Consider the following 19,209-nt stretch of genomic DNA (forward strand, 5'->3'; position numbering starts at 1 on the left):
AAGTTGCAATAAGTCAGGTTTAGATTTTACCGTGACACTGTTTATATTTTAATCCTGAACCGCATGGGCATGGCGAGTTACGACTTACAGGCGGCACAATAGTTTGTTCAGCTGCACTATACTGTGGTTCTGATTCAAAGGTTTCGCCCGTTAAACCGTCTACATCGGCATGTGAAAGATTAAGCTGCATCGCTTCTGCCTGCGCTTGCTGTTGTGCTTCCATTGCAGCCAATTCTTCAGGTGTCGGTACATGCACACGCGAAAGATCGGTCACGACATCGGCTTTAATCACACCCAACATATTCACAAACAAGTTAAAGGCTTCTTTCTTGTACTCTTGTTCAGGGTTCTTTTGTGCATAACCACGTAAATGAATCCCTTGACGCAAATAGTCCATAGCCGCCAAATGATCTTTCCAGTGACGATCAAGTGAACTGAGCATAAAGTGACGTTCTAACATCACGGCAGATTCATCACCCATTTGCTCACGACGTGCACGGTAACGCGCCACAACTTCATCGGCAATACGCTCAACCAAAGCTTCTTCATCTAGACGACGATCATCTTCAAGCCATTGGTTAATGGGTAAATCAATGCCTAAATCATCACGCAAGGCACGCTCTAAACCATCAATATCCCACTGATCATGAATGGATTCTGGTGGAATATAATTGGCGATCATGCCTGTGACCACTTCACGATGCATTTCTTCAATGTAGTCTTGCAACGTGCTTTCTGCCAGAATATCATCACGCTGTGAATAAATAATCTTACGTTGTTCGTTATTTACGTCATCGTATTTCAACAAGTTTTTACGAATATCGAAGTTACGTGCCTCAACTTTGCGTTGTGCATTTTCGATAGAGCGTGACACCATTTTGTGTTCAATTGCTTCATCTTCCTGCAAGCCCATAGCACGCATCATTGCTACAACACGATCACCTGCGAAAATACGCATTAAGTCATCTTCAAGTGACAAATAGAAACGTGACACGCCTGGGTCACCCTGACGACCTGCACGACCACGCAACTGGTTGTCAATACGGCGCGATTCGTGACGTTCTGAACCAATAATGTGTAAGCCACCTGAACTTAACACCATGTCGTGATTTTGTTCCCACTCTGCCTTTAAACGCGCTTCATCTTCAGGGGTTGGGTTTTCAATTTTGGCTAGCAGGGCTTTCCAGTTACCACCTAGCAAAATATCTGTACCACGGCCTGCCATGTTCGTGGCAATGGTCACCGCACGTGGGGCACCTGCTTGCGCGATAATGTCAGCTTCGCGTTCGTGTTGCTTCGCGTTCAATACTTCGTGCTGAATACCCGCTTCACGTAATTTATCCGATAAAATTTCTGAAGCCTCAATGGTCGCTGTACCAATTAGAATGGGTGCGACACCTGCTTCATGCACACGTTTAATTTCTTGAATAATCGCGTTGTATTTGCCTGTGCGGTTTAAATAAATTAAATCGTTTTGGTCATTACGGATCATTGGTCGGTGCGTTGGAATAATAACAACATCTAGACCATAAATTTCTTTCATTTCTGCAGCTTCAGTGTCTGCAGTACCCGTCATTCCTGACAGTTTTTTGTATAAACGGAAATAGTTCTGGAAGGTTGTGGTCGCTAAAGTCTGGTTTTCAGGCTGAATTTCCAAACCCTCTTTGGCTTCTACCGCCTGGTGTAAACCTTCAGACCAACGACGACCAGGCATGGTACGACCTGTATTTTCATCAACAATAATCACTTCACCATCATGGATGATGTAATGGACGTTACGTTGATACAGGAAGTGAGCACGAATAGCTGCAGATACATGATGGACTAAATTCAGGTTAGATGCAGAATAAAGACTTTCGCCTTCTGCCAATAAACCCATTTGGATTAGTTCATTTTCTACCATTTCATAACCAATTTCGGTCATTTCTACAGTACGTTGTTTTTCATCAATCCAGAAGTGTCCACCATCAGCTACTTTTTCTTCTTTTTGCGGATGCAATTTTGGCGGAATAGTATTGATCGCTGCATATAACTGAGATGAGTCATCGCTTTGACCAGAAATGATTAATGGGGTACGTGCTTCATCAATTAAGATCGAGTCCACTTCATCAATAATGGCATACGTCAGGCCACGCTGTTTTTTCTCACTCAGCGAGAACACCATGTTGTCACGCAAGTAGTCGAAACCAAATTCGTTATTGGTACCGTAGGTAATGTCTGCGCGATAAGCCTGTGCTTTTTCAGTCGGGTCTTGCATGGAATAGATAATGCCAATGCTTAAACCTAAAAACTCAAATAAAGGGCGGTTGAGTTCGGCATCACGCTGTGCCAAGTAGTCGTTCACAGTAATGACGTGCACGCCCTGACCGCTTAAAGCATTTAAATAACAGGCCAAAGTTCCCATTAGGGTTTTACCTTCACCTGTACGCATTTCTGCAATTTTACCTTCATGCAAGGTAATACCACCAATCAACTGCACGTCATAGTGACGCATGCTCATGACACGTTTGGCGGCTTCACGACATACTGCAAATGCTTCTGGTAATAATTTATCTAAACTTTCGCCTTTGTTATAACGTTGTTTGAATTCTTCGGTTTTTGCAGATAAGTCTGCATCGCTTAAGGCAGATATCGTCGGCTCGAGCGCATTAATCTTGTCTACGATTTTACGCATGCGTTTGAGTTCGCGCTCATTTTTAGTACCGAAGATTCCTCCGATCAGACTTGCCAACATGAATAAACTCTCTAAATCTTGCTTGTCAAATAAATAGGTTTTTCTTAGTGGTTATTATGGTGCTAGAAATTTGAAGTACAAGGGTTTTGCACAAAAACCTATTAAAAATTCCAATCTCTACTTGCCATTTCTCGCTGCTAAGTAGCAGTTAATGTAACAAATTTCGAGCGGACGATATATAGCAATCACACATCAATCTATTTTGAAAATGCAATAAAAATGACACAGCATATTCAAATTATTCATAAGCACATAAAAAAACACTATTTAATTCTGCAAAAGGAATGGCGCATAGTAGTACGCATACATCACACAACAAAACAAGACAGAGGTACACAATGACTATTCGCTTAGGTGACATCGCACCCAACTTCACACAAGATTCAAATGAAGGCCCCATTGATTTTTATGAATTTTTAGGTGACAGCTGGGGCATTCTATTTTCGCATCCTGCCGATTACACACCTGTCTGCACCACCGAGCTAGGCTATACCGCAAAACTGAAAGATGAATTCAGCAAGCGCAATGTCAAAGCGATTGCACTTTCTGTAGATGATGCTGAATCTCATAAAGGCTGGATTCAAGATATTAACGAAACTCAAGATACAACGGTTAATTTCCCAATTCTTGCTGACCAAGATCGTAAAGTGTCTACCCTGTACGATTTTATTCACCCGAATGCCAGCGAAACACTGACTGTCCGCTCATTAATCATTATTGATCCAAATAAAAAAGTACGCTTGATCATTACTTATCCTGCTTCTACAGGACGTAATTTCCACGAAATTTTACGTGTCATTGATTCACTACAACTGACTGACAATTACAAGGTTGCAACGCCTGCCAACTGGCAAGATGGTGAAGATGTGGTCATTGTGCCTGCCATTCAGGACGAAGCAGAGCTTAAAGAACGCTTCCCAAGTGGATATAAAGCCATCAAGCCTTATTTACGTTTGACCAAACAACCGAACCGCACTTAATTAAGTGTTACATGAGCAAGCCTATCTTCGGATAGGCTTTTTTATGCTCCAATTCCGTTAATCCGATTGTGATTGGCGACACACAACAGATCAGGTATAAGCAAAATAACATTCATAAAAAAACGTCATTTTGTGATCTACAACATTCATCATTTACATTGCGGCACGTTTTGCCCAATCTGTGCGCCTTTATTTGGACAACAAGGTTGGCAGGCAAAATTGGTCTGCCATTGTCTATTATTAGAAACAGATCAAGGCTTGGTCTTGGTCGATACAGGCTTAGGCGTTGAGGATTATTTACATCCCAAACAGCGTTTAGGCACATTACTGACCCATACCGCTCGGATTCAACACGACTTAAGCCAGACCGCACTCAAGCAAATCCAGCAACTTGGTTATCAGGCCAGTGATGTGCAACATATTTTGGTATCGCATTTGGACTTTGATCATGCGGGTGGGATTGCTGATTTTCCAAACGCGACTGTGCATATCCTCGCGAGTGAATACAAGGCAGCCTGCAATTTAAAGTCTTTAAAAAATCGCATGCGTTATAAACCTAAGCAATTTCAGCAACATACTCATTGGGATTTTTTAGAACCAACCCAAGGTGAAGCTTGGTTTAATTTTAATCGTGTGCAAGGTTTAACAATTTTTAAGGATGAAATTTTACTGATTCCTTTGCCTGGACACTCCGCTGGTCATTGTGGCATTGCCATTCGGCAGGCACAGGGCTGGTTATTTTTCTGTGGCGATGCTTATTATGCGCAAGCACAGCTAGACCCTAAACAATGCTTCCCAGCACTACATACAGTTGAGTATTTGTTTGCAGAAAATAATTTAATGCGTTTAAAGACTTTAGCGAATATTCAGCATTTGGCTCAAACTGCACCACAAGTTGAGATTATTTGCGCACATGATCCAATTGCCTTAGCGCAATATCAAATACCAAAAGCCTAAATAAAAAAGGATTTAACCTGAAAGATTAAATCCTTTTTTAATAAACATCTTGATCGAATGATCTAGTCACGTTTATCTAACGGCACCCAATCAATCACCCATGCAGATTTCATATTCAAACTTGGGTCTGCGGTAATTTTCTTACGGGTTGCATCGGCAGCATCACGGTCTTTAGATGGCCCAACCATAATCCGAACCCCTTTAGACGTTGGACTTTGGGTGACTTTATAGCCTTTGGCTTTCAATTTTGCCGCCAAAGCATCGGCATTGGCTTGGTTAGCCGCCAAAGCCACCTGTACCATCCATTGTTTATCACCTTCTTCCAATAACTTACGTGCTTTTTCAGCCTCAGCCTTTTTCTTGGCAGCTTCTTCAGCTTTGCGTTTTTCCTCAGCTTTACGCTTTTCTTCGGCAGCCTTACGTTCTGCTTCTTTTTTTGCTTCAGCTGCTTTACGTTCTTGTTCAGCTTTACGCTCTTGTTCAGCTTTACGTTTTGCATCGGCTTGGCGTTGTTCTTCCGCTTTGCGCTTCTCTTCTGCAATACGTTTTTCTTCCGCTAAACGCTTTTCATCTGCTGTTTTTTTCTCTGCAGCACTACGCTCTTGCGCAGCTTTTAACTCAGCAGCTTTCTTGGCATCCGTTGCCTGTAGCTGCTCTAACTTCTTTTGCTGAGCGGCTTTTTCTTCAGCCAAACGCTTTTGCTTGACTTGTTCATCTTCGACCAATTCAGGCGGAATATTGTCAGAACTTTGCTGCTGACCAGAACGTAAGGCATTTAAGGCAGCATATTCTTCTGCAGCTTTACGCGCTGCTTCAGCTTCTGCCTGTTGCTGCATTGCTAAAAACTCAGCTGCACGTGCTTCTTGCTCTGCCACTGCTTTTTCACGCGCACGGCGCTGCTCTTCAAGCAGACGCTGCTCGGTTTGCACATCGACAGTTAAAGGTTGCAATTGCACCATTTCTGCCTGATTGGCATTTTTATCTTGAACTTGTTCGGCTTGGCTTGGGGTTTTCACATTATTTTGATGTATTTCTTCTTGCCCTTTTAAAAGCAATGCTGCCAATAAAACACCACCACCTAATAAAACAACGCCACCCATCCAGCGTTGTTTGTTATTCATTGACATTCTTCCAAATACTCCCATACCGCTTCTAAGGTATGAAATGATCCACATACCAAAATCAGCTGATTATTTTTAGTTTCATCCAGTGCTGATTTAAAAGCCAATTGTATACTGTCGAAGTGTTGTATTGTTTCGCCTTGCAAAGCCTGATCCAAAATTGTGATCTCTGCCGCACGAGGCACATTTAATGTAGCAATTTTCCACATTACGACACTATCTTTCAATAACTCAACCACAGAATTTATATCTTTATCTGCAAGCATTGAAAAAACACTGATTACTTCAGTGTACTGTTTATTGTAATTTAAGAAATCGCGCAATTGCTTTAACAAAAATTCAACGCCATGCGGGTTATGTCCTGCATCAAAAATCACAGTTTTGCCCTGAATTTGACGAATTTCAAAACGCCCTGCCAATTTAGCAGTTTGAATACCTTGTGCAATCGCATCTTGGGTGATTTCTAAACCGCTACGCAAGACTGCTGCCACCGCGGTTGAAATATTATCGAGCGCCAAGCTGCCTGTTGGAAGTTTTAAGGTGCAACCCGATGCAGCAAACATCCACGACTCACCATCTTGCATTTCTCGATAAAAATAATCACGATTCAAAACAAATAAGGAGGCATTGCAGGCTAAGGCCTTATCTTGAATAGCCTGAGGCAAATCTTGCTGACCTGCAAAAATAACAGGAATGTGAGGACGAATAATGCCTGCTTTCTCATAGGCAATTTTTTCGATGCTATCGCCCAACCAATCGACATGGTCTAAACCAATATTGGTAATAACCGCCACATCTGGATTGACGACGTTAACCACATCTAAACGCCCACCTAAACCGACTTCAAGCACCCACACATCGCAGTCACGTGCTTTAAAAATCACAAAGGCCGCCAAAGTCGTGGCTTCAAAGAAAGATAAACTCAGATCGCAATCACGTCGCGCTTGATCGACTTGAACAAAAGCATCAATCAAACTTTGGTCATCGACCTCGACGCCTGCTAATTTGACTCGTTCATTAAAACGGTAAATATGTGGCGATTGGTACAACCCAACCCGATAACCCTGCGCATTTAGAATAGCCGCTAAAGTGGTTGTGGTTGAGCCTTTACCATTGGTTCCCGCAACTGTAATGACTTTGGCCTTAGGATGGGTTACCCCCAGTTTTTCTGCAACAGGAATGACCCGTTCCAAACCTAAATCAATACCTGTAACGTGAACATGGCTCCAATAATTGAGCCATGTGTTTAAATCATCGGTTGCAAGAGGCGCTGTGTTCAAGGCAAGTTCATCAGTTTCGCAAGAATACGATAAACTGTATCACGTAATGCATGACGATGGACAATTTGATCGACCACACCATGATCAAGTAAGTATTCTGCTCGTTGGAACGGCTCTTCGAGTTTTTCTCGTACAGTTTGCTCAATCACACGTTTACCCGCAAAACCAATCATCGCTTTAGGTTCTGCAATGTGTACATCACCCAACATCGCCAATGATGCAGTTACACCACCGTAAACAGGATGAGTTAATACCACGATGTACGGCAAGCCTGCTTCTTTCATGCGTTGAATTGCAGCAGAGGTTCGCGCCATTTGCATTAAAGACAACATGCCTTCTTGCATACGCGCACCACCCGATGCTGCGAAGCAAACTAATGGTTGTTTTTGCTGAATCGCACGTTCAGCGGCTTGCACAAAACGGTCACCAACGACAGTACCCATTGAGCCGCCCATAAAGTCAAACTCAAATGCGCAAGCAATGACTGGCATATTTTTTAATAAGCCCTGCATCACTACTAAAGCTTCGGTTTCACCCGTCTTCTTTTGCGCTTCAGTCATACGCTCAGGATATGCTTTGCTATCTACAAATTTAAGTGGGTCTTTAGCAGAGAATTCTTGACCTAATTCATTTTGCACTTGGTCAAAGAACCAAGTTAAACGCTCACGCGCTTTCATGCGTAAATGTTCATCACATTGTGGACATACATAAGCGTTGAATGACATTGCTGTACGTGTCACCAAAGCATGACATTCTGGACATTCAATCGTTGGTTCAGTAAAGATCGCTTTTAATGATTGTTGCTCATCTGGTGTTTCAATACCAGGTACACCACGTGCAGTCCACGGCGTCGATGGGCTTAGAATTTTCCCTGTTTTCACTTCTTGACTCATACTAACTCATCGAGCGCAGCTCGAAGCTCCTTCACTTTATTAACCGTTGCAATGACGGCTTGTTCTGGTGCTAAGCTCGCAAATTGTTTTACAAAAGCACTTCCGACAATAACTGCATCGGCAGCCGCGCCCATTGTTTTGGCAGATGCAGCATCACTGATACCAAAACCCACACCTACAGGCACGGAAGTTACAGCTTTAATCTGTTGGATGCGGGCCGCTGCTTCTGCAACATCAAGTGTTGCTGCACCCGTCACGCCTTTCAAAGAAACATAGTAAATAAAGCCACTGGCTTGGTTTGCCACAAATTGAATACGCTCTGGTGTAGAAGTTGGCGCTAACAAGAAAATTTGATTCATCCCGTATTTATTCAGCACTTCATCAAACTCTTGGGCTTCTTCAGGCGGTAAATCGACCAGAAGTACACCATCTACACCACAGTCATGTGCATATTCAACAAACTTTTCATAACCAATAACTTCTACAGGGTTTAAATATCCCATCAACACCACAGGCGTTTCCTGATCTTTTTGACGGAATTCTTTGACCATGTTTAAAGCATCTAGCGTATTGGTTCCACCTGCCAAAGCACGCTCAGCGGCGAGGGCAATCACTGGACCATCAGCCATTGGGTCTGAAAACGGCAAACCTAATTCAACGATGTCTACCCCTGCCTCGACCATTTGATGTAACAACGGAACTGTGACTTCTGGATGAGGGTCACCTGCCATAACATAAGAAACCAAAGCCTTACGTTGTTGAGATTCAAGCTGTGCAAATCGTGTGGCTAAACGTGACATAGGGTTGTATTTTCCTTGAATGATTAAAACTGAAACATTTGCTATTGTAGAAATACAAATTGACCCATTGTAACGCTATTTTTTACTCAATGAATAGCGTACAGGCATGGGTTGCTGCATTTCTGTTTGCAAAACGATTTATTCAGAACAACCGCGAGGCTACATTTACTGATATTTGCGCTTTTTTCTCAATGATCAAAGATGCCTAATTTTGCCTGCTTATCGGTTTTAGAAACTTGTTCAACAGAGCTTTTAAATTTAAAAATTTTGATAAAAATAAATAACTTCAGAATTTATCATAGGCTTTATCAACCTTGCAAAAGCTGTTTCAGTCGTGGCTGCAAACCGCTTATCTTCAATCTGTTAGCGCAAAATGACCTGTTGATCATGAGCCAATTGATCCGATTTATGGCGTACCTTGCTGTATAGAAAATGCATCATTCTCTGCTTGCTGCAATTGCTGTTTACGTTTTAGCAGCGTCTGTCCTGTGCAGGCTTTATAAGCACGTGCCAAAGCCGACTGGTCTGAATAACCCAACAACTGTGCAATGTCGCTTAGACTCACATTTTGTTGTAGTAAGTTTTCACAGCGCTGCATCCGTTCTATTTCCAGAATCTGTTTAAAACCCGTACCTTCCTGTTTAAGCTGACGCTGTAACGTCCGCCCTGAACGAAATAAACGCTGTGCCACCCATTCAATATTCGGTACTTGCTGTTCATAACGTAAATAATGCGCCACCAGCTCTTGTACTTGTTGCCGCACGGTTTCTAATTGTGGTTTTAACGCAATCGCATCTTCAGCTTGTTTGGTGAGTAAATGAATTAAAGAGGGATCGGCTTGCTGTGGTTTTAAACTAAGACTTTCTAAATTTAAAACAATTTGATATTCCGCTTGCTTAAATAAAACCTTACAACCATAAAACTTTTCATAATGCAGCATCGCCATACGCGGTGCATGGGCAAAATGAATCTCCCGTATCGGAGAGTGTTGAAAATCAAAAATTTGCATGGCCAATTGAGTCATACAGGCAAAAGTCATTTCATGAACCAAGCTGTATTTTTCATCCACCAATGGCCATGATAAATATAAGGCATCTAGTTGTTGTTCCAGCCGCATCGGTACTGCTGCCGTACCATCTACCACCAAACGACTAAAACGCATCATATATTGAATAGCTTCTGCAACACTATTACTACGCGATGCCATATAGCCAAGCACGCCAAAATGTTCAGGCTGAATATAACGTGCCAATTCAAAAACGAGCGTTGGACAATCTAAAAACTGAATACTGTGTTGGATGATCTCGTTAAAAAACTGATAAGACGATTGGGTATCCATAGGCAATGCCAACACATGTTGTAACTGCTGCAATTGTGCAGGCGAAAATCCAAGCTGCTCAGGAACTCTGCCCCGTGCTGATAAATAGCGTAAATAAAGTTGATAATAGCCATTTGGAATTTGAATTTCGCTCATGTGCTTGCTCATCTTGACATGCATCATTTTCTTTTGTCGTTTAATGTATAAAAACTGGCAAATACTGTCAAAACAAATCTGCAAAAGCCCGACATACTGCAAACAGGATTGACCAGAGTGAAATAAAATAAAATGAATGCACTTGTCCAATATCATGCTACGCCCATAGTACGCAGCAATCTCGATTTTAAATTAGCTGATGTGCCGCGTTACTGGTTTGCGGGTGATCCGTTTCTGACCCGCATGTTTGATGCTTTGAGCCTGACTTTTCCTGATGGCGAGCGTTATTTCATTCAATCAGTTCGTTTGTTCCGCGATCAAATTCAAGACCCTGACTTAAAACAGCGTGTTGCCGATTTTATTCGGCAAGAAGCTCAGCACGGCATTGCACACGACAAAATGAATCAGGTTATGAAAGATCAAGGCATGCCTGTAGATCAGTTTATTCAGCGTCTAAACAAAGTGTTTAAGTTTGAACTCAAATATCGCTCGCCCCAATACAATATCGCCATGACAGCGGCTGCAGAACATTTAACTGCACTCATGGCAGAAACTTTTTATGGCGAAAAAGAAACGCTAAAAGATGCACATCCTTATGTCCGCGCCTTATTTGCATGGCATGCGATTGAAGAAATGGAACATCGTGATGTGGCGTTTGATGTAATGCAGCAGGTGGGCAATGTACCTGAAGTGACCCGAAAAATGGCGTTGGTGCTGACCACAGGTTTAATGTTCGGATTTACCCTGTACCGCGCCAATGTCATGCTGAAATGCGATGGGTTTAATCGCACCCAGCGCATTAAAATGAATGTACGTGGCTTGCAATGGCTGTTTGGCAAACGAGGGAAGTTACGCAAAATGCAATCACAATACCGTGATTGGTTTAAACTTGACTTTCACCCTAGCCAACATCCAATTATCGCGCAATATGATGTCTGGCTTGAGACTTTAGCGCAAACAGGCGACCCAATTCAGGCAGGTGAAGCATTTTGGCAGGCAGGAAAATAAAGCTTTTATTTTGCTTGGTTTTTAACCAATAAACACCTCAGCATTGCTTAACTTTATACAAACTTGCCTCTAATATCTCTATATAAAGTAAGACATAAGGCAATGCTGAGTCATATCTTATTATTTCTTATTTATGAGTGACTCATACCGTTTTGGCGCAAGAGATCGCTGTTACTGTTACAGCCCCATCTCCTACGCAGAAAAAGGTTTTAGTCCTGATTCATAATAAAAAAGTACTGGCGATAATATTTCAGCTCGGCAATCGAATCACGAATATCATCCATCGCCAAATGCGACGCATTCTTTTTCAAACCGCTCATAATTTCTGGACGCCAGCGCTTTGCCAACTCTTTCACTGACGATACATCCAGATTACGATAATGGAAGTACTGTTCCAATTCAGGCATTAAACGGTGTAAAAAACGGCGGTCTTGGCAAATTGAGTTGCCACACATTGGCGATGTTTTAGGATTGACCCATTTTTTTAGAAACTCAATGGTTTGCTGCTCTGCATCCTGCGCAGTGAGTTTGCTGCGACGCACACGCTCAATTAAGCCCGATTGTCCATGCTGACGTGTATTCCATTCATCCATAGCATTTAAAATACGATCGGGCTGATGCACAGCCAGCACAGGACCTTCTGCCAAAATATTTAAATGATCATCGGTCACAATGGTAGCCACTTCAATAATTTGGTCGTTGTCGGTATCCAAACCTGTCATTTCCAAATCAATCCAAATGAGGCGAGTATCAGGCGTGCTGCTCATAAATGTGCAATCTTATTCGGCTTAAAAACAACATAGTAGCAAATTTCTTGCTTCTTGGCTGTAACTGTGCCCCCGCTTCATGCTATTTTTGCCATCCTGAGTTCATGGTTTTTTAGGATATGAATGGCTTTAATTCGTAAGCGTCGATTGACTGAACAACAGCAACGTCGAATTGAAAAACAACACAAGTCACGTCAGGCAGACATTGACACTTCACATGATTTAGAAGGCTTGGTGGTACAACACTATGGTCGTCAATTAGAAGTGCAGGCTTTATCTGTTCCTGAAATTCATCCTGAAAAACCTGTGGTGCACGCAGGTGAGCCTGAACCGTTTTGGAAACCTATCGAAATAGGCAGTATTTGGCGCTGTCATACTCGCACCAATTTAGAATTATTGGTGACGGGAGATCGGGTCAAATGGCAAGCCGATCCGAATACAGGTTTAGGAATTATTACCGCGATTCATCCACGCCAATCTTTATTGACCCGACCTGATCGTTATCACAAAGTTAAACCTGTTGCCGCCAATATCAGTTTGATTGTGATTGTTTTTGCGCCTTTGCCTGAACCTGCACCGGGCTTGATTGACCGCTATTTGGTTGCTTGTGCCGATGCCGATATTCCCGCCTTATTGGTTTTAAACAAATCTGATTTACTCAAAGAAAACGACCCGATTTTAGACTTGCTTAAGGAATATCAAGACTTGGGGTATGAAGTCATGCAAACCCAGTCCGATGCGAATTTAGAACATTTGGCGGCACGTTTGGCAGGTGAAACGGTGGCTTTTGTTGGACAATCGGGTGTGGGGAAAAGCTCGCTGATTAATGCCATCGTGCCTGAAGCGGCGCAAAAGACCAATATCATTTCAGAAAACTCAGCACTTGGACAACACACCACAACCTCTACCCGCTTAATTGGCTTTGGAGATGGTGCAGCCTTAATTGACTCACCGGGGATTCGTGAATTTGGTTTATGGCACTTAAGCCAAGATAAAATTCAAAATGGTTTTCCTGAAATTGAAAACCTGCTGGGGCATTGCCAATTCCGCAACTGTACCCATAAACATGAAAAGCAATGTGCGCTGCGACTGGCTGCTGCAGAAGGTGAAATATTATCGCGTCGTTTAGACAGTTATTTAAGACTGTGTGATGAAATTGCCGAAGCGCAACAAAAAAATTAATTTTATTATGGCGCTGCCCTTGAAGCGGTGTTTTTGATCGCCATATTTATACGCTATACTCTTGAACAATTTTGACATTGTAATTAGGTGACTTGTGGAACGTTGGTTCGAATTTATGGGGAATCATCCCTTCTTATTTGGGACGCTGGCTGTATTGGTAGTGTTGTTCTTTGTGTTAGAAGGTCAACGCAATGGTCGCAAAATTTCCCCACAATCTTTGGGTATTTTAGTCAAAGCTAAAAATGCCATGTTGATTGATTTACGTGATGCCAAAGATTTTCGTGAAGGTCATATCAGTGGTAGCCGCAATATTCCCTATAGCCAAATTACCAAGCATGTTGAAGAGTTAAAAACCTCAGATCGTCCATTGGTCTTTATCTGTAACTTGGGTCAGGTTGCAGGCAGTGCTTTACAACAGGTCGCACATACCGATGCCTATCGTTTAGATGGCGGTATTAGCAACTGGAAAGCACAAGGTTTACCTTTAGTAAAAAGCAAATAGTTTTACCCAATATTTTTCGCAAGGAGAACAATCATGGCTGAAGTCACTATTTATTCAACGACTGTATGTCCATACTGCATTCGTGCAAAACAACTCCTTGAGCGTAAAGGCGTTGCCTATAAAGAAATTAATTTGTCGAATGAAGCGCCTGAAGTACGTGTTGAATTAATGCAACGTACCAATCATCGTACCGTTCCACAAATTTTCATCAATGACCAATTTATTGGCGGCTTTGACCAATTATATGCGTTAGATCGCGAAGGCAAGCTTGATCAATTATTGGCATAAACATAACACGATAACCAACTCTTAAGGATTTAACATGAGTGAAGAACAACAAGCTCAACCACAATTGGCATTAGAGCGTATTTATACCAAAGACATTTCTTTTGAAGTTCCTGGGGCACAAGTATTTACCAAAGAATGGCAGCCTGAATTGAACATCAACCTGTCATCTTCAGCAGAAAAAATTGATCCAACTCACTTTGAAGTGGCATTAAAAGTTGTGGTTCAAGCCAACAACGGTGGCGATACTGCATTTATTGTTGATGTTACCCAAGCTGGTATTTTCCTAGTTGATGGCGTTGAAGAAGAGCGTTTACCGTATATTCTGGGCGCATACTGCCCGAACATTTTGTTCCCATTCTTACGTGAATCTGTAAATGATATGGTCACCAAAGGCAGCTTCCCGCAATTATTGCTCACCCCAATCAACTTCGATGCCGAGTTTGAAGCCAATATGCAACGTGCGCAAGCTGCTGCAGCAGAAGGCCAAGCTTAATTTACGCTGTATTTAAGCTAAAAAACCGCTGAAATTTCAGCGGTTTTTTTATGTCATTAACTTATGGATATACGCTCAAGGTTAAAACTCATCATCCTGTGATGGATCACGATATAAAGCATCATGTATCGCCTCAACCAATTGCTGTGCAATTTCTTGCTTCGAGGCTTTTTCCAAATCACGTTTTTCCATGTGGTAGCTTTCAGCAAAAAATACGGTCATGGCATTTTCATCTGAAGCAAAGCCAATATCGGCACGGGAAACATCATTGCAGGCAATCATATCTAGCTTTTTCGCCACCAATTTACCCGCTGCATATTCTTCTACATTGCGAGTTTCTGCCGCAAAACCCACCATAAATGGACGTTTTTCCTGCTGAGCAATAGTCGCAACAATATCTGGGTTTTTCACCAAGGCCACATTCAGCTCATCGCCTGATTTTTTAATTTTGTGTTCAGCAATTTCTGCCACACGGTAATCTGCCACTGCGGCTGTCGCGATGAAAATATCACAGCCTTGTTCTAGCATTTGCAAACTAGTGTCTAGCATTTGAATTGCAGAAGACACATTAATACGCTGTACTCCATTTGGTGTATCTAAGCTAACTGGACCTGCAATAAGCGTTACTTTTGCCCCTGCCGCATAACAGGCTGCCGCCAAAGAAAAACCCATTTTGCCTGTACTGTGGTTAGAAATATAACGCACAGGGTCTAAAGCTTCGCGGGTTGGACCTGCCGTAATGGTGACATTTTTACCTGCCAACATGCCAAATTTTTCCACCAAAGCACGCTGTGCCTGATGAAAATACTGCGTCACCTGATGCGCCAAATCTTCAGGTTCTGGCATACGCCCTAAACCAACATCGCCACAGGCTTGTTCGCCCGCATCGGGCATAATTACATGCACGCCATCTTCCACCAAAGTGGTTAAATTACGCTGTGTGGCTTTGGCGGCCCACATTTGCTGATTCATGGCTGGTGCAACCCAAACTGGTGCATTAGTGGCTAAATATAAAGTACTAAGCAAGTCATCGGCCAGACCTGCAGCAAATTTGGCTAAGGTGTCGCAACTGGCGGGCGCAACCAAAATTAAATCGGCCCACCGTGCCAATTCAATATGCCCCATACCTGCTTCAGCTTCGGTATCTAATAATTCGGTATGTACTGGATTGCCAGACAGTGCTTGAAAGGTCAGCGGTGTAATAAAAGCTTGTGCCCCCTTGGTCATGACCACACGAACACTAAACCCCGCATCCTTTAAACGACGCACTAAAATCGCACTTTTATAGGCCGCAATGCCACCTGTCACAGCTAAAATAATGTTTTTATGAGGGAGGACGCTTAAATCGAAGCTCACAAATAAGCCACCTTTTTGTTGCAGTGGCGCTCACAATAGCATTAAATAATGTCATTCCCAAGAGACCTGTTGGGATTTAAGTTTCAAATTTAGAATAAAAAAGTCAAATAACAATGCATTTATCTATTAAACATTGGCCTGAACAAGAACGGCCACGTGAACGTCTGATTCAAAATGGTGCTGCCAGTTTATCTGATGCCGAACTACTGGCTATTTTCCTGCGCTCAGGCTCGCAACAACATTCTGCGGTGGAGTTGGCACGATTGCTAATTCAGCATTTTGGCAATCTCACTACTTTACTCGATGCACCCATTGCCGAGTTGTGTCAATTTCACGGCATGGGTAACAGTAAATATTCACAGCTCATGGCAGTTAAAGAACTCGGACGGCGTTATGTGGCTGAACATTTAAAACAAGATGCGCTAGAGCTTAGCAACTCCAAACGTTTGATGGAGTATTTGCGTTTTGAACTTTTGGGCGAAACCCAAGAAGTGTTTGCGGTACTTTGTCTAGATGCCTGTTTACGCAAAATCAGCTTTAAAAAGTTATTTTATGGCGCAGTGAATTCGTGTGAAATTTCTATTAATCAATTGCTGCGTTTTGCAATTAGCCAACACGCTACGGCGATTGTGATTGCACACAATCATCCTTTCGGATTGCCACATCCCTCACGTGCAGATTTAATCCTGACGCAGCAGATTCAGCAAGCCTGTCAGTTGCTAGAGCTGCGTTTGATCGATCACTGTATCATCTCAAGTGAAGGTAATTTTTCCTTTGCCGAACAACAACTGCTTAAATTTGAGCACACTTAAAATTTGCATATTGACAAAGCCTGCACAAGCACAGAAGATCATCAAAAAATTGTGATGATTCTAATAAAATGATAGTCGATCAACCAAGCGTATTTAATTTGTTGTTTTCTTGGCGGGGCACGATTTTACCGAAGGTCTTACCGCCTTTGGGCGTGGTGATGTTGATCTCCACCATTATTGGCGGTTTGTCTTATATTGGTTATTTTCATTTTCCAGAATTGCCTTTGGTTGGCTTTACTTTAATTGGGGTGGTGCTGTCGATTTTTTTGGGCTTTAAAAACTCTGCCTGTTATGACCGTTGGTGGGAGGCACGTAAACTTTGGGGCATGCTGATTGCCAACGCGCGCCACTTTGACCGCGACTGCCGTATACTTAGTCAAGCACGACGTGAACGCGTCATTCAGCACGTCATTGTATTTGCCAATGTCTTGCGCGACCGCCTGCGTCATCAAACTGCCAATCCAACCGAGTTAATTCAAACCAGTGGCATGAGTCAGCAAGCCATTACCCAACTGTATCAACAAGCCAATGCGCCGCAATACACGCTCAGTTTGATTCAATGGGAGTTAATGCAAGCACTTAAAGAGGGCGAAATTTCCGATATTATTTACACACAAATGAATCAACACGTCACAGAGCTGAGTTTGGTACTCACGGGTTGTGACCGTATTGCTACCACACCGCTCCCTTTTGCGTATTCAGTCCTACTTAACCGAACAGTGTACTTTTTCTGTTTTATGTTGCCCTTTAGTTTAGGGTCTACACTCGGATTGGCGACTCCGCTTTTGGTCGGTATTTTGGCTTATACTTTTTTAGGTCTGGATGCGCTCAGTTCTGAAATTGAAGAACCTTTTGGCACGCAAAGCAATGACTTACCTTTAGATGCCATGGTAAGAACCATTGAAATTGAATTATTGGGTACGTTGGGTAAACCAACGCCACCACCAATTCAGGCACACGACCATAATTTGCTTTAATTTAATACTTCTCCCTAGCTCTTTTCTATGGCGAAGGTTGGGATGAGGGAATTACTCAACAAAACTTTCCCAAATCCCCACTTGCCCTTCTTTGACCCGTGGAATATTACCCAATTTAATCCACGGCATATTTTCACCATGAAAATCGCTGCCAACAGATACTTTTAGACCATGTTCAGCAATCATGCGATCCACCATTTGACGGGTCGATGCAGGGTCAATATTAGGCGGCAATTCCACTGCATCGCCCCCATATTTGGCAAAAATTTCAATCAAATAACGAATATTGGTGGCAGATAAATCATAACGAGTTGGATGCGCCAACACGGCAAAGCCCTGACTGTCATGAATTACCTGAATCGTATCTTCTAAACTCACGCCGTCAAATTTTACATAAGCCTTTTTGCCTTCTTTAATATATTTATCAAAGGCTTGCTGTACACGCGTTATAATGCCTTTTTCCTGTAAGGTTTTGGCAATATGTGTGCGGGTAATCCGATCTGCCACGCCTTCAACTTTAAGCAGCACATCGTTATAAATATCTTGTCCAATAAGCGGAATCAGTAAATCACAAATTTGCTTGGCACGTTCTGCACGAATTTGTTTTTGCTGTTCCAGCAGCGCCTGTAAAGGTGCAGGATTTTGCATATTGAGCGCCACCACATGCACGCTGTAGCTTTTTTGAGTGGCAGGACGTGACCATTGGCTAGATATTTCCACTCCCGAAATAATCTTTAAATCTTGCCCCTGTGCCGCTTGTCGCGCCAACGCCACACCATCCATGCTGTCATGATCAGTCAATGCCAAGGTATGAATGCCCTGTTGAATGGCGGCAGACACCAATTCTGCAGGTGACAAAGTTCCATCAGAAATATTACTGTGTGTATGTAAATCTACGCCGTGCATCACTTATACTATGTCATTTATTTAATCAGATTTAGATACTCTAACATGAAAGCACTTTTAGACTTTGTGCCCCTCATTATTTTCTTTTATTTATACAAAACTGTAGATCCAAAAGACACCGACCATCAATTATTACAACTCATCGGCTCTGCAGGCGGTGTCGATAATAATCATATTCTTGTGGCAACCACAGGTCTAATCATGTCCATGTTGGTGGTGTATGGCGCATTATTTGTCATGCAAAAATTCCGTCTAGATAAACAACAATGGATTGTGCTGTTTATGACCGTTATTTTTGGTGGCGTTACTTTAATGTTAAGCGATGACTTTTATATTCGCCTGAAAGCTGCCATTTTAAACATTGTATTTGCAGGTGCTTTTTTGCTATCACCATGGTTCAGCAAAGACCGTAAACCACTGATTCAACGCTTATTTGGGCCTGTATTCAACTTGACCGAAGCTGGCTGGAAAAACCTGAATTATACTTGGGCAGCCATGTTTGCAGTCATGTCTTTCCTACACGTATTTTTTGCATTTTTATTTATGGACGGAAAATATTGGGGCGAATTCACTGCTTTTGGTGACATGATTGTGATGTTTTCCTTTATCATTGTGCAGTTTATTGTATTGCGCAAATACTTTAAAACATCTGAATAATTTCTGATCTGCGATATTCGAG

The 19,209-nt window shown here is 42.4% G+C and carries 19 protein-coding genes; 10 read left to right on the forward strand and 9 right to left on the reverse strand.

Features of this window, described 5'->3' with window-relative positions; all coding sequences use genetic code 11:
• Positions 1–19: 19 nt before the first annotated feature.
• A complete protein-coding gene (gene secA, locus K1T76_RS10180; RefSeq protein WP_230245302.1) occupies positions 20–2,734 on the reverse strand; it encodes a preprotein translocase subunit SecA in 2,715 nt (904 codons plus the stop codon).
• Positions 2,735–3,072: 338 nt separating this feature from the next.
• Between secA and K1T76_RS10185 the strand changes: the two genes are divergently transcribed.
• Together K1T76_RS10185 and K1T76_RS10190 are read left to right on the forward strand one after the other, a co-directional pair.
• The gene (locus K1T76_RS10185) at positions 3,073–3,714 is read left to right on the forward strand and encodes a peroxiredoxin (RefSeq protein ID WP_136144594.1); all 642 of its coding nucleotides are present in this window, start codon (positions 3,073–3,075) and stop codon (positions 3,712–3,714) included.
• 132 nt (positions 3,715–3,846) lie between these two features.
• Positions 3,847–4,671: an MBL fold metallo-hydrolase gene (locus K1T76_RS10190; protein ID WP_230245303.1), complete on the forward strand. Its 825-nt coding sequence runs from the start codon at positions 3,847–3,849 to the stop codon at positions 4,669–4,671.
• A gap of 62 nt (positions 4,672–4,733) precedes the next feature.
• Here the strand turns inward: K1T76_RS10190 and K1T76_RS10195 are convergent, their stop codons facing one another.
• The 5 genes from K1T76_RS10195 to K1T76_RS10215 form a co-directional block, all read right to left on the reverse strand.
• Complete coding sequence (locus K1T76_RS10195; protein ID WP_435653761.1) at positions 4,734–5,798, reverse strand: SPOR domain-containing protein; 1,065 nt, start codon at positions 5,796–5,798, stop codon at positions 4,734–4,736.
• Entirely contained in the window at positions 5,789–7,072 is a 1,284-nt protein-coding gene (gene folC, locus K1T76_RS10200) for a bifunctional tetrahydrofolate synthase/dihydrofolate synthase (protein WP_230245305.1), read from the reverse strand. The genes K1T76_RS10195 and folC overlap by 10 nt, the downstream gene beginning before the upstream one ends.
• Entirely contained in the window at positions 7,069–7,965 is an 897-nt protein-coding gene (gene accD, locus K1T76_RS10205) for an acetyl-CoA carboxylase, carboxyltransferase subunit beta (protein ID WP_019838021.1), read from the reverse strand. Before accD ends, folC begins: the two co-directional genes overlap by 4 nt.
• Complete coding sequence (gene trpA, locus K1T76_RS10210) at positions 7,962–8,765, reverse strand: tryptophan synthase subunit alpha (RefSeq protein ID WP_230245306.1); 804 nt, start codon at positions 8,763–8,765, stop codon at positions 7,962–7,964. The genes accD and trpA overlap by 4 nt, the downstream gene beginning before the upstream one ends.
• A gap of 406 nt (positions 8,766–9,171) precedes the next feature.
• Positions 9,172–10,239, reverse strand: a complete 1,068-nt coding sequence (locus tag K1T76_RS10215; protein ID WP_230245307.1) for an AraC family transcriptional regulator — start codon at positions 10,237–10,239, stop codon at positions 9,172–9,174.
• A 132-nt stretch (positions 10,240–10,371) separates the two neighbouring features.
• Between K1T76_RS10215 and K1T76_RS10220 the strand changes: the two genes are divergently transcribed.
• Positions 10,372–11,247, forward strand: coding sequence for a metal-dependent hydrolase (locus tag K1T76_RS10220; RefSeq protein WP_019838023.1), 876 nt, complete (start codon positions 10,372–10,374; stop codon positions 11,245–11,247).
• Positions 11,248–11,456: 209 nt separating this feature from the next.
• Here the strand turns inward: K1T76_RS10220 and orn are convergent, their stop codons facing one another.
• Positions 11,457–12,014 (reverse strand): oligoribonuclease, encoded by a 558-nt coding sequence (orn, locus tag K1T76_RS10225; RefSeq protein WP_004976254.1) that lies wholly within the window; start codon positions 12,012–12,014, stop codon positions 11,457–11,459.
• A gap of 123 nt (positions 12,015–12,137) precedes the next feature.
• On the opposite strand from orn, the gene rsgA reads away from it, so the two are divergent.
• The 4 genes from rsgA to secB all read left to right on the forward strand — a co-directional run bounded on the left by rsgA (position 12,138) and on the right by secB (position 14,479).
• Positions 12,138–13,196: a small ribosomal subunit biogenesis GTPase RsgA gene (rsgA, locus tag K1T76_RS10230; RefSeq protein ID WP_096902409.1), complete on the forward strand. Its 1,059-nt coding sequence runs from the start codon at positions 12,138–12,140 to the stop codon at positions 13,194–13,196.
• A 94-nt stretch (positions 13,197–13,290) separates the two neighbouring features.
• On the forward strand, positions 13,291–13,698 hold the full coding sequence (locus tag K1T76_RS10235; RefSeq protein WP_004976250.1) for a rhodanese-like domain-containing protein: 408 nt from the start codon (positions 13,291–13,293) through the stop codon (positions 13,696–13,698).
• A gap of 33 nt (positions 13,699–13,731) precedes the next feature.
• The gene (gene grxC, locus K1T76_RS10240) at positions 13,732–13,986 is read left to right on the forward strand and encodes a glutaredoxin 3 (protein WP_004976247.1); all 255 of its coding nucleotides are present in this window, start codon (positions 13,732–13,734) and stop codon (positions 13,984–13,986) included.
• Between the two features lie 34 nt (positions 13,987–14,020).
• Positions 14,021–14,479, forward strand: coding sequence for a protein-export chaperone SecB (secB, locus tag K1T76_RS10245; protein WP_070153851.1), 459 nt, complete (start codon positions 14,021–14,023; stop codon positions 14,477–14,479).
• 81 nt (positions 14,480–14,560) lie between these two features.
• Here the strand turns inward: secB and coaBC are convergent, their stop codons facing one another.
• Positions 14,561–15,835 (reverse strand): bifunctional phosphopantothenoylcysteine decarboxylase/phosphopantothenate--cysteine ligase CoaBC, encoded by a 1,275-nt coding sequence (gene coaBC / locus K1T76_RS10250; protein WP_230245308.1) that lies wholly within the window; start codon positions 15,833–15,835, stop codon positions 14,561–14,563.
• A gap of 113 nt (positions 15,836–15,948) precedes the next feature.
• Between coaBC and radC the strand changes: the two genes are divergently transcribed.
• Positions 15,949–16,647 (forward strand): RadC family protein, encoded by a 699-nt coding sequence (radC, locus tag K1T76_RS10255; protein WP_104853058.1) that lies wholly within the window; start codon positions 15,949–15,951, stop codon positions 16,645–16,647.
• 68 nt (positions 16,648–16,715) lie between these two features.
• Complete coding sequence (locus tag K1T76_RS10260) at positions 16,716–17,624, forward strand: bestrophin family protein (protein ID WP_070153846.1); 909 nt, start codon at positions 16,716–16,718, stop codon at positions 17,622–17,624.
• A gap of 51 nt (positions 17,625–17,675) precedes the next feature.
• Here the strand turns inward: K1T76_RS10260 and K1T76_RS10265 are convergent, their stop codons facing one another.
• On the reverse strand, positions 17,676–18,530 hold the full coding sequence (locus K1T76_RS10265; protein WP_070153844.1) for a PHP domain-containing protein: 855 nt from the start codon (positions 18,528–18,530) through the stop codon (positions 17,676–17,678).
• Between the two features lie 45 nt (positions 18,531–18,575).
• Between K1T76_RS10265 and K1T76_RS10270 the strand changes: the two genes are divergently transcribed.
• The gene (locus tag K1T76_RS10270; RefSeq protein WP_180006147.1) at positions 18,576–19,187 is read left to right on the forward strand and encodes a septation protein IspZ; all 612 of its coding nucleotides are present in this window, start codon (positions 18,576–18,578) and stop codon (positions 19,185–19,187) included.
• Positions 19,188–19,209: the final 22 nt, after the last annotated feature.

This window comes from Acinetobacter sp. PW68, assembly GCF_020982655.1.
GTDB lineage: Bacteria > Pseudomonadota > Gammaproteobacteria > Pseudomonadales > Moraxellaceae > Acinetobacter > Acinetobacter towneri_A.

Coding starts and splice junctions, on each gene's coding strand:
- K1T76_RS10195 (WP_435653761.1), bottom strand. CDS start 5,798: ATGTCAATGAATAACAAACAACGCTGGATGGGTGGCGTTGTTTTATTA.
- grxC (WP_004976247.1), top strand. CDS start 13,732: ATGGCTGAAGTCACTATTTATTCAACGACTGTATGTCCATACTGCATT.
- K1T76_RS10215 (WP_230245307.1), bottom strand. CDS start 10,239: ATGAGCGAAATTCAAATTCCAAATGGCTATTATCAACTTTATTTACGC.
- K1T76_RS10220 (WP_019838023.1), top strand. CDS start 10,372: ATGAATGCACTTGTCCAATATCATGCTACGCCCATAGTACGCAGCAAT.
- secB (WP_070153851.1), top strand. CDS start 14,021: ATGAGTGAAGAACAACAAGCTCAACCACAATTGGCATTAGAGCGTATT.
- K1T76_RS10185 (WP_136144594.1), top strand. CDS start 3,073: ATGACTATTCGCTTAGGTGACATCGCACCCAACTTCACACAAGATTCA.
- rsgA (WP_096902409.1), top strand. CDS start 12,138: ATGGCTTTAATTCGTAAGCGTCGATTGACTGAACAACAGCAACGTCGA.
- radC (WP_104853058.1), top strand. CDS start 15,949: ATGCATTTATCTATTAAACATTGGCCTGAACAAGAACGGCCACGTGAA.
- K1T76_RS10270 (WP_180006147.1), top strand. CDS start 18,576: ATGAAAGCACTTTTAGACTTTGTGCCCCTCATTATTTTCTTTTATTTA.
- K1T76_RS10265 (WP_070153844.1), bottom strand. CDS start 18,530: ATGCACGGCGTAGATTTACATACACACAGTAATATTTCTGATGGAACT.
- trpA (WP_230245306.1), bottom strand. CDS start 8,765: ATGTCACGTTTAGCCACACGATTTGCACAGCTTGAATCTCAACAACGT.
- accD (WP_019838021.1), bottom strand. CDS start 7,965: ATGAGTCAAGAAGTGAAAACAGGGAAAATTCTAAGCCCATCGACGCCG.
- secA (WP_230245302.1), bottom strand. CDS start 2,734: ATGTTGGCAAGTCTGATCGGAGGAATCTTCGGTACTAAAAATGAGCGC.
- K1T76_RS10260 (WP_070153846.1), top strand. CDS start 16,716: ATGATAGTCGATCAACCAAGCGTATTTAATTTGTTGTTTTCTTGGCGG.
- orn (WP_004976254.1), bottom strand. CDS start 12,014: ATGAGCAGCACGCCTGATACTCGCCTCATTTGGATTGATTTGGAAATG.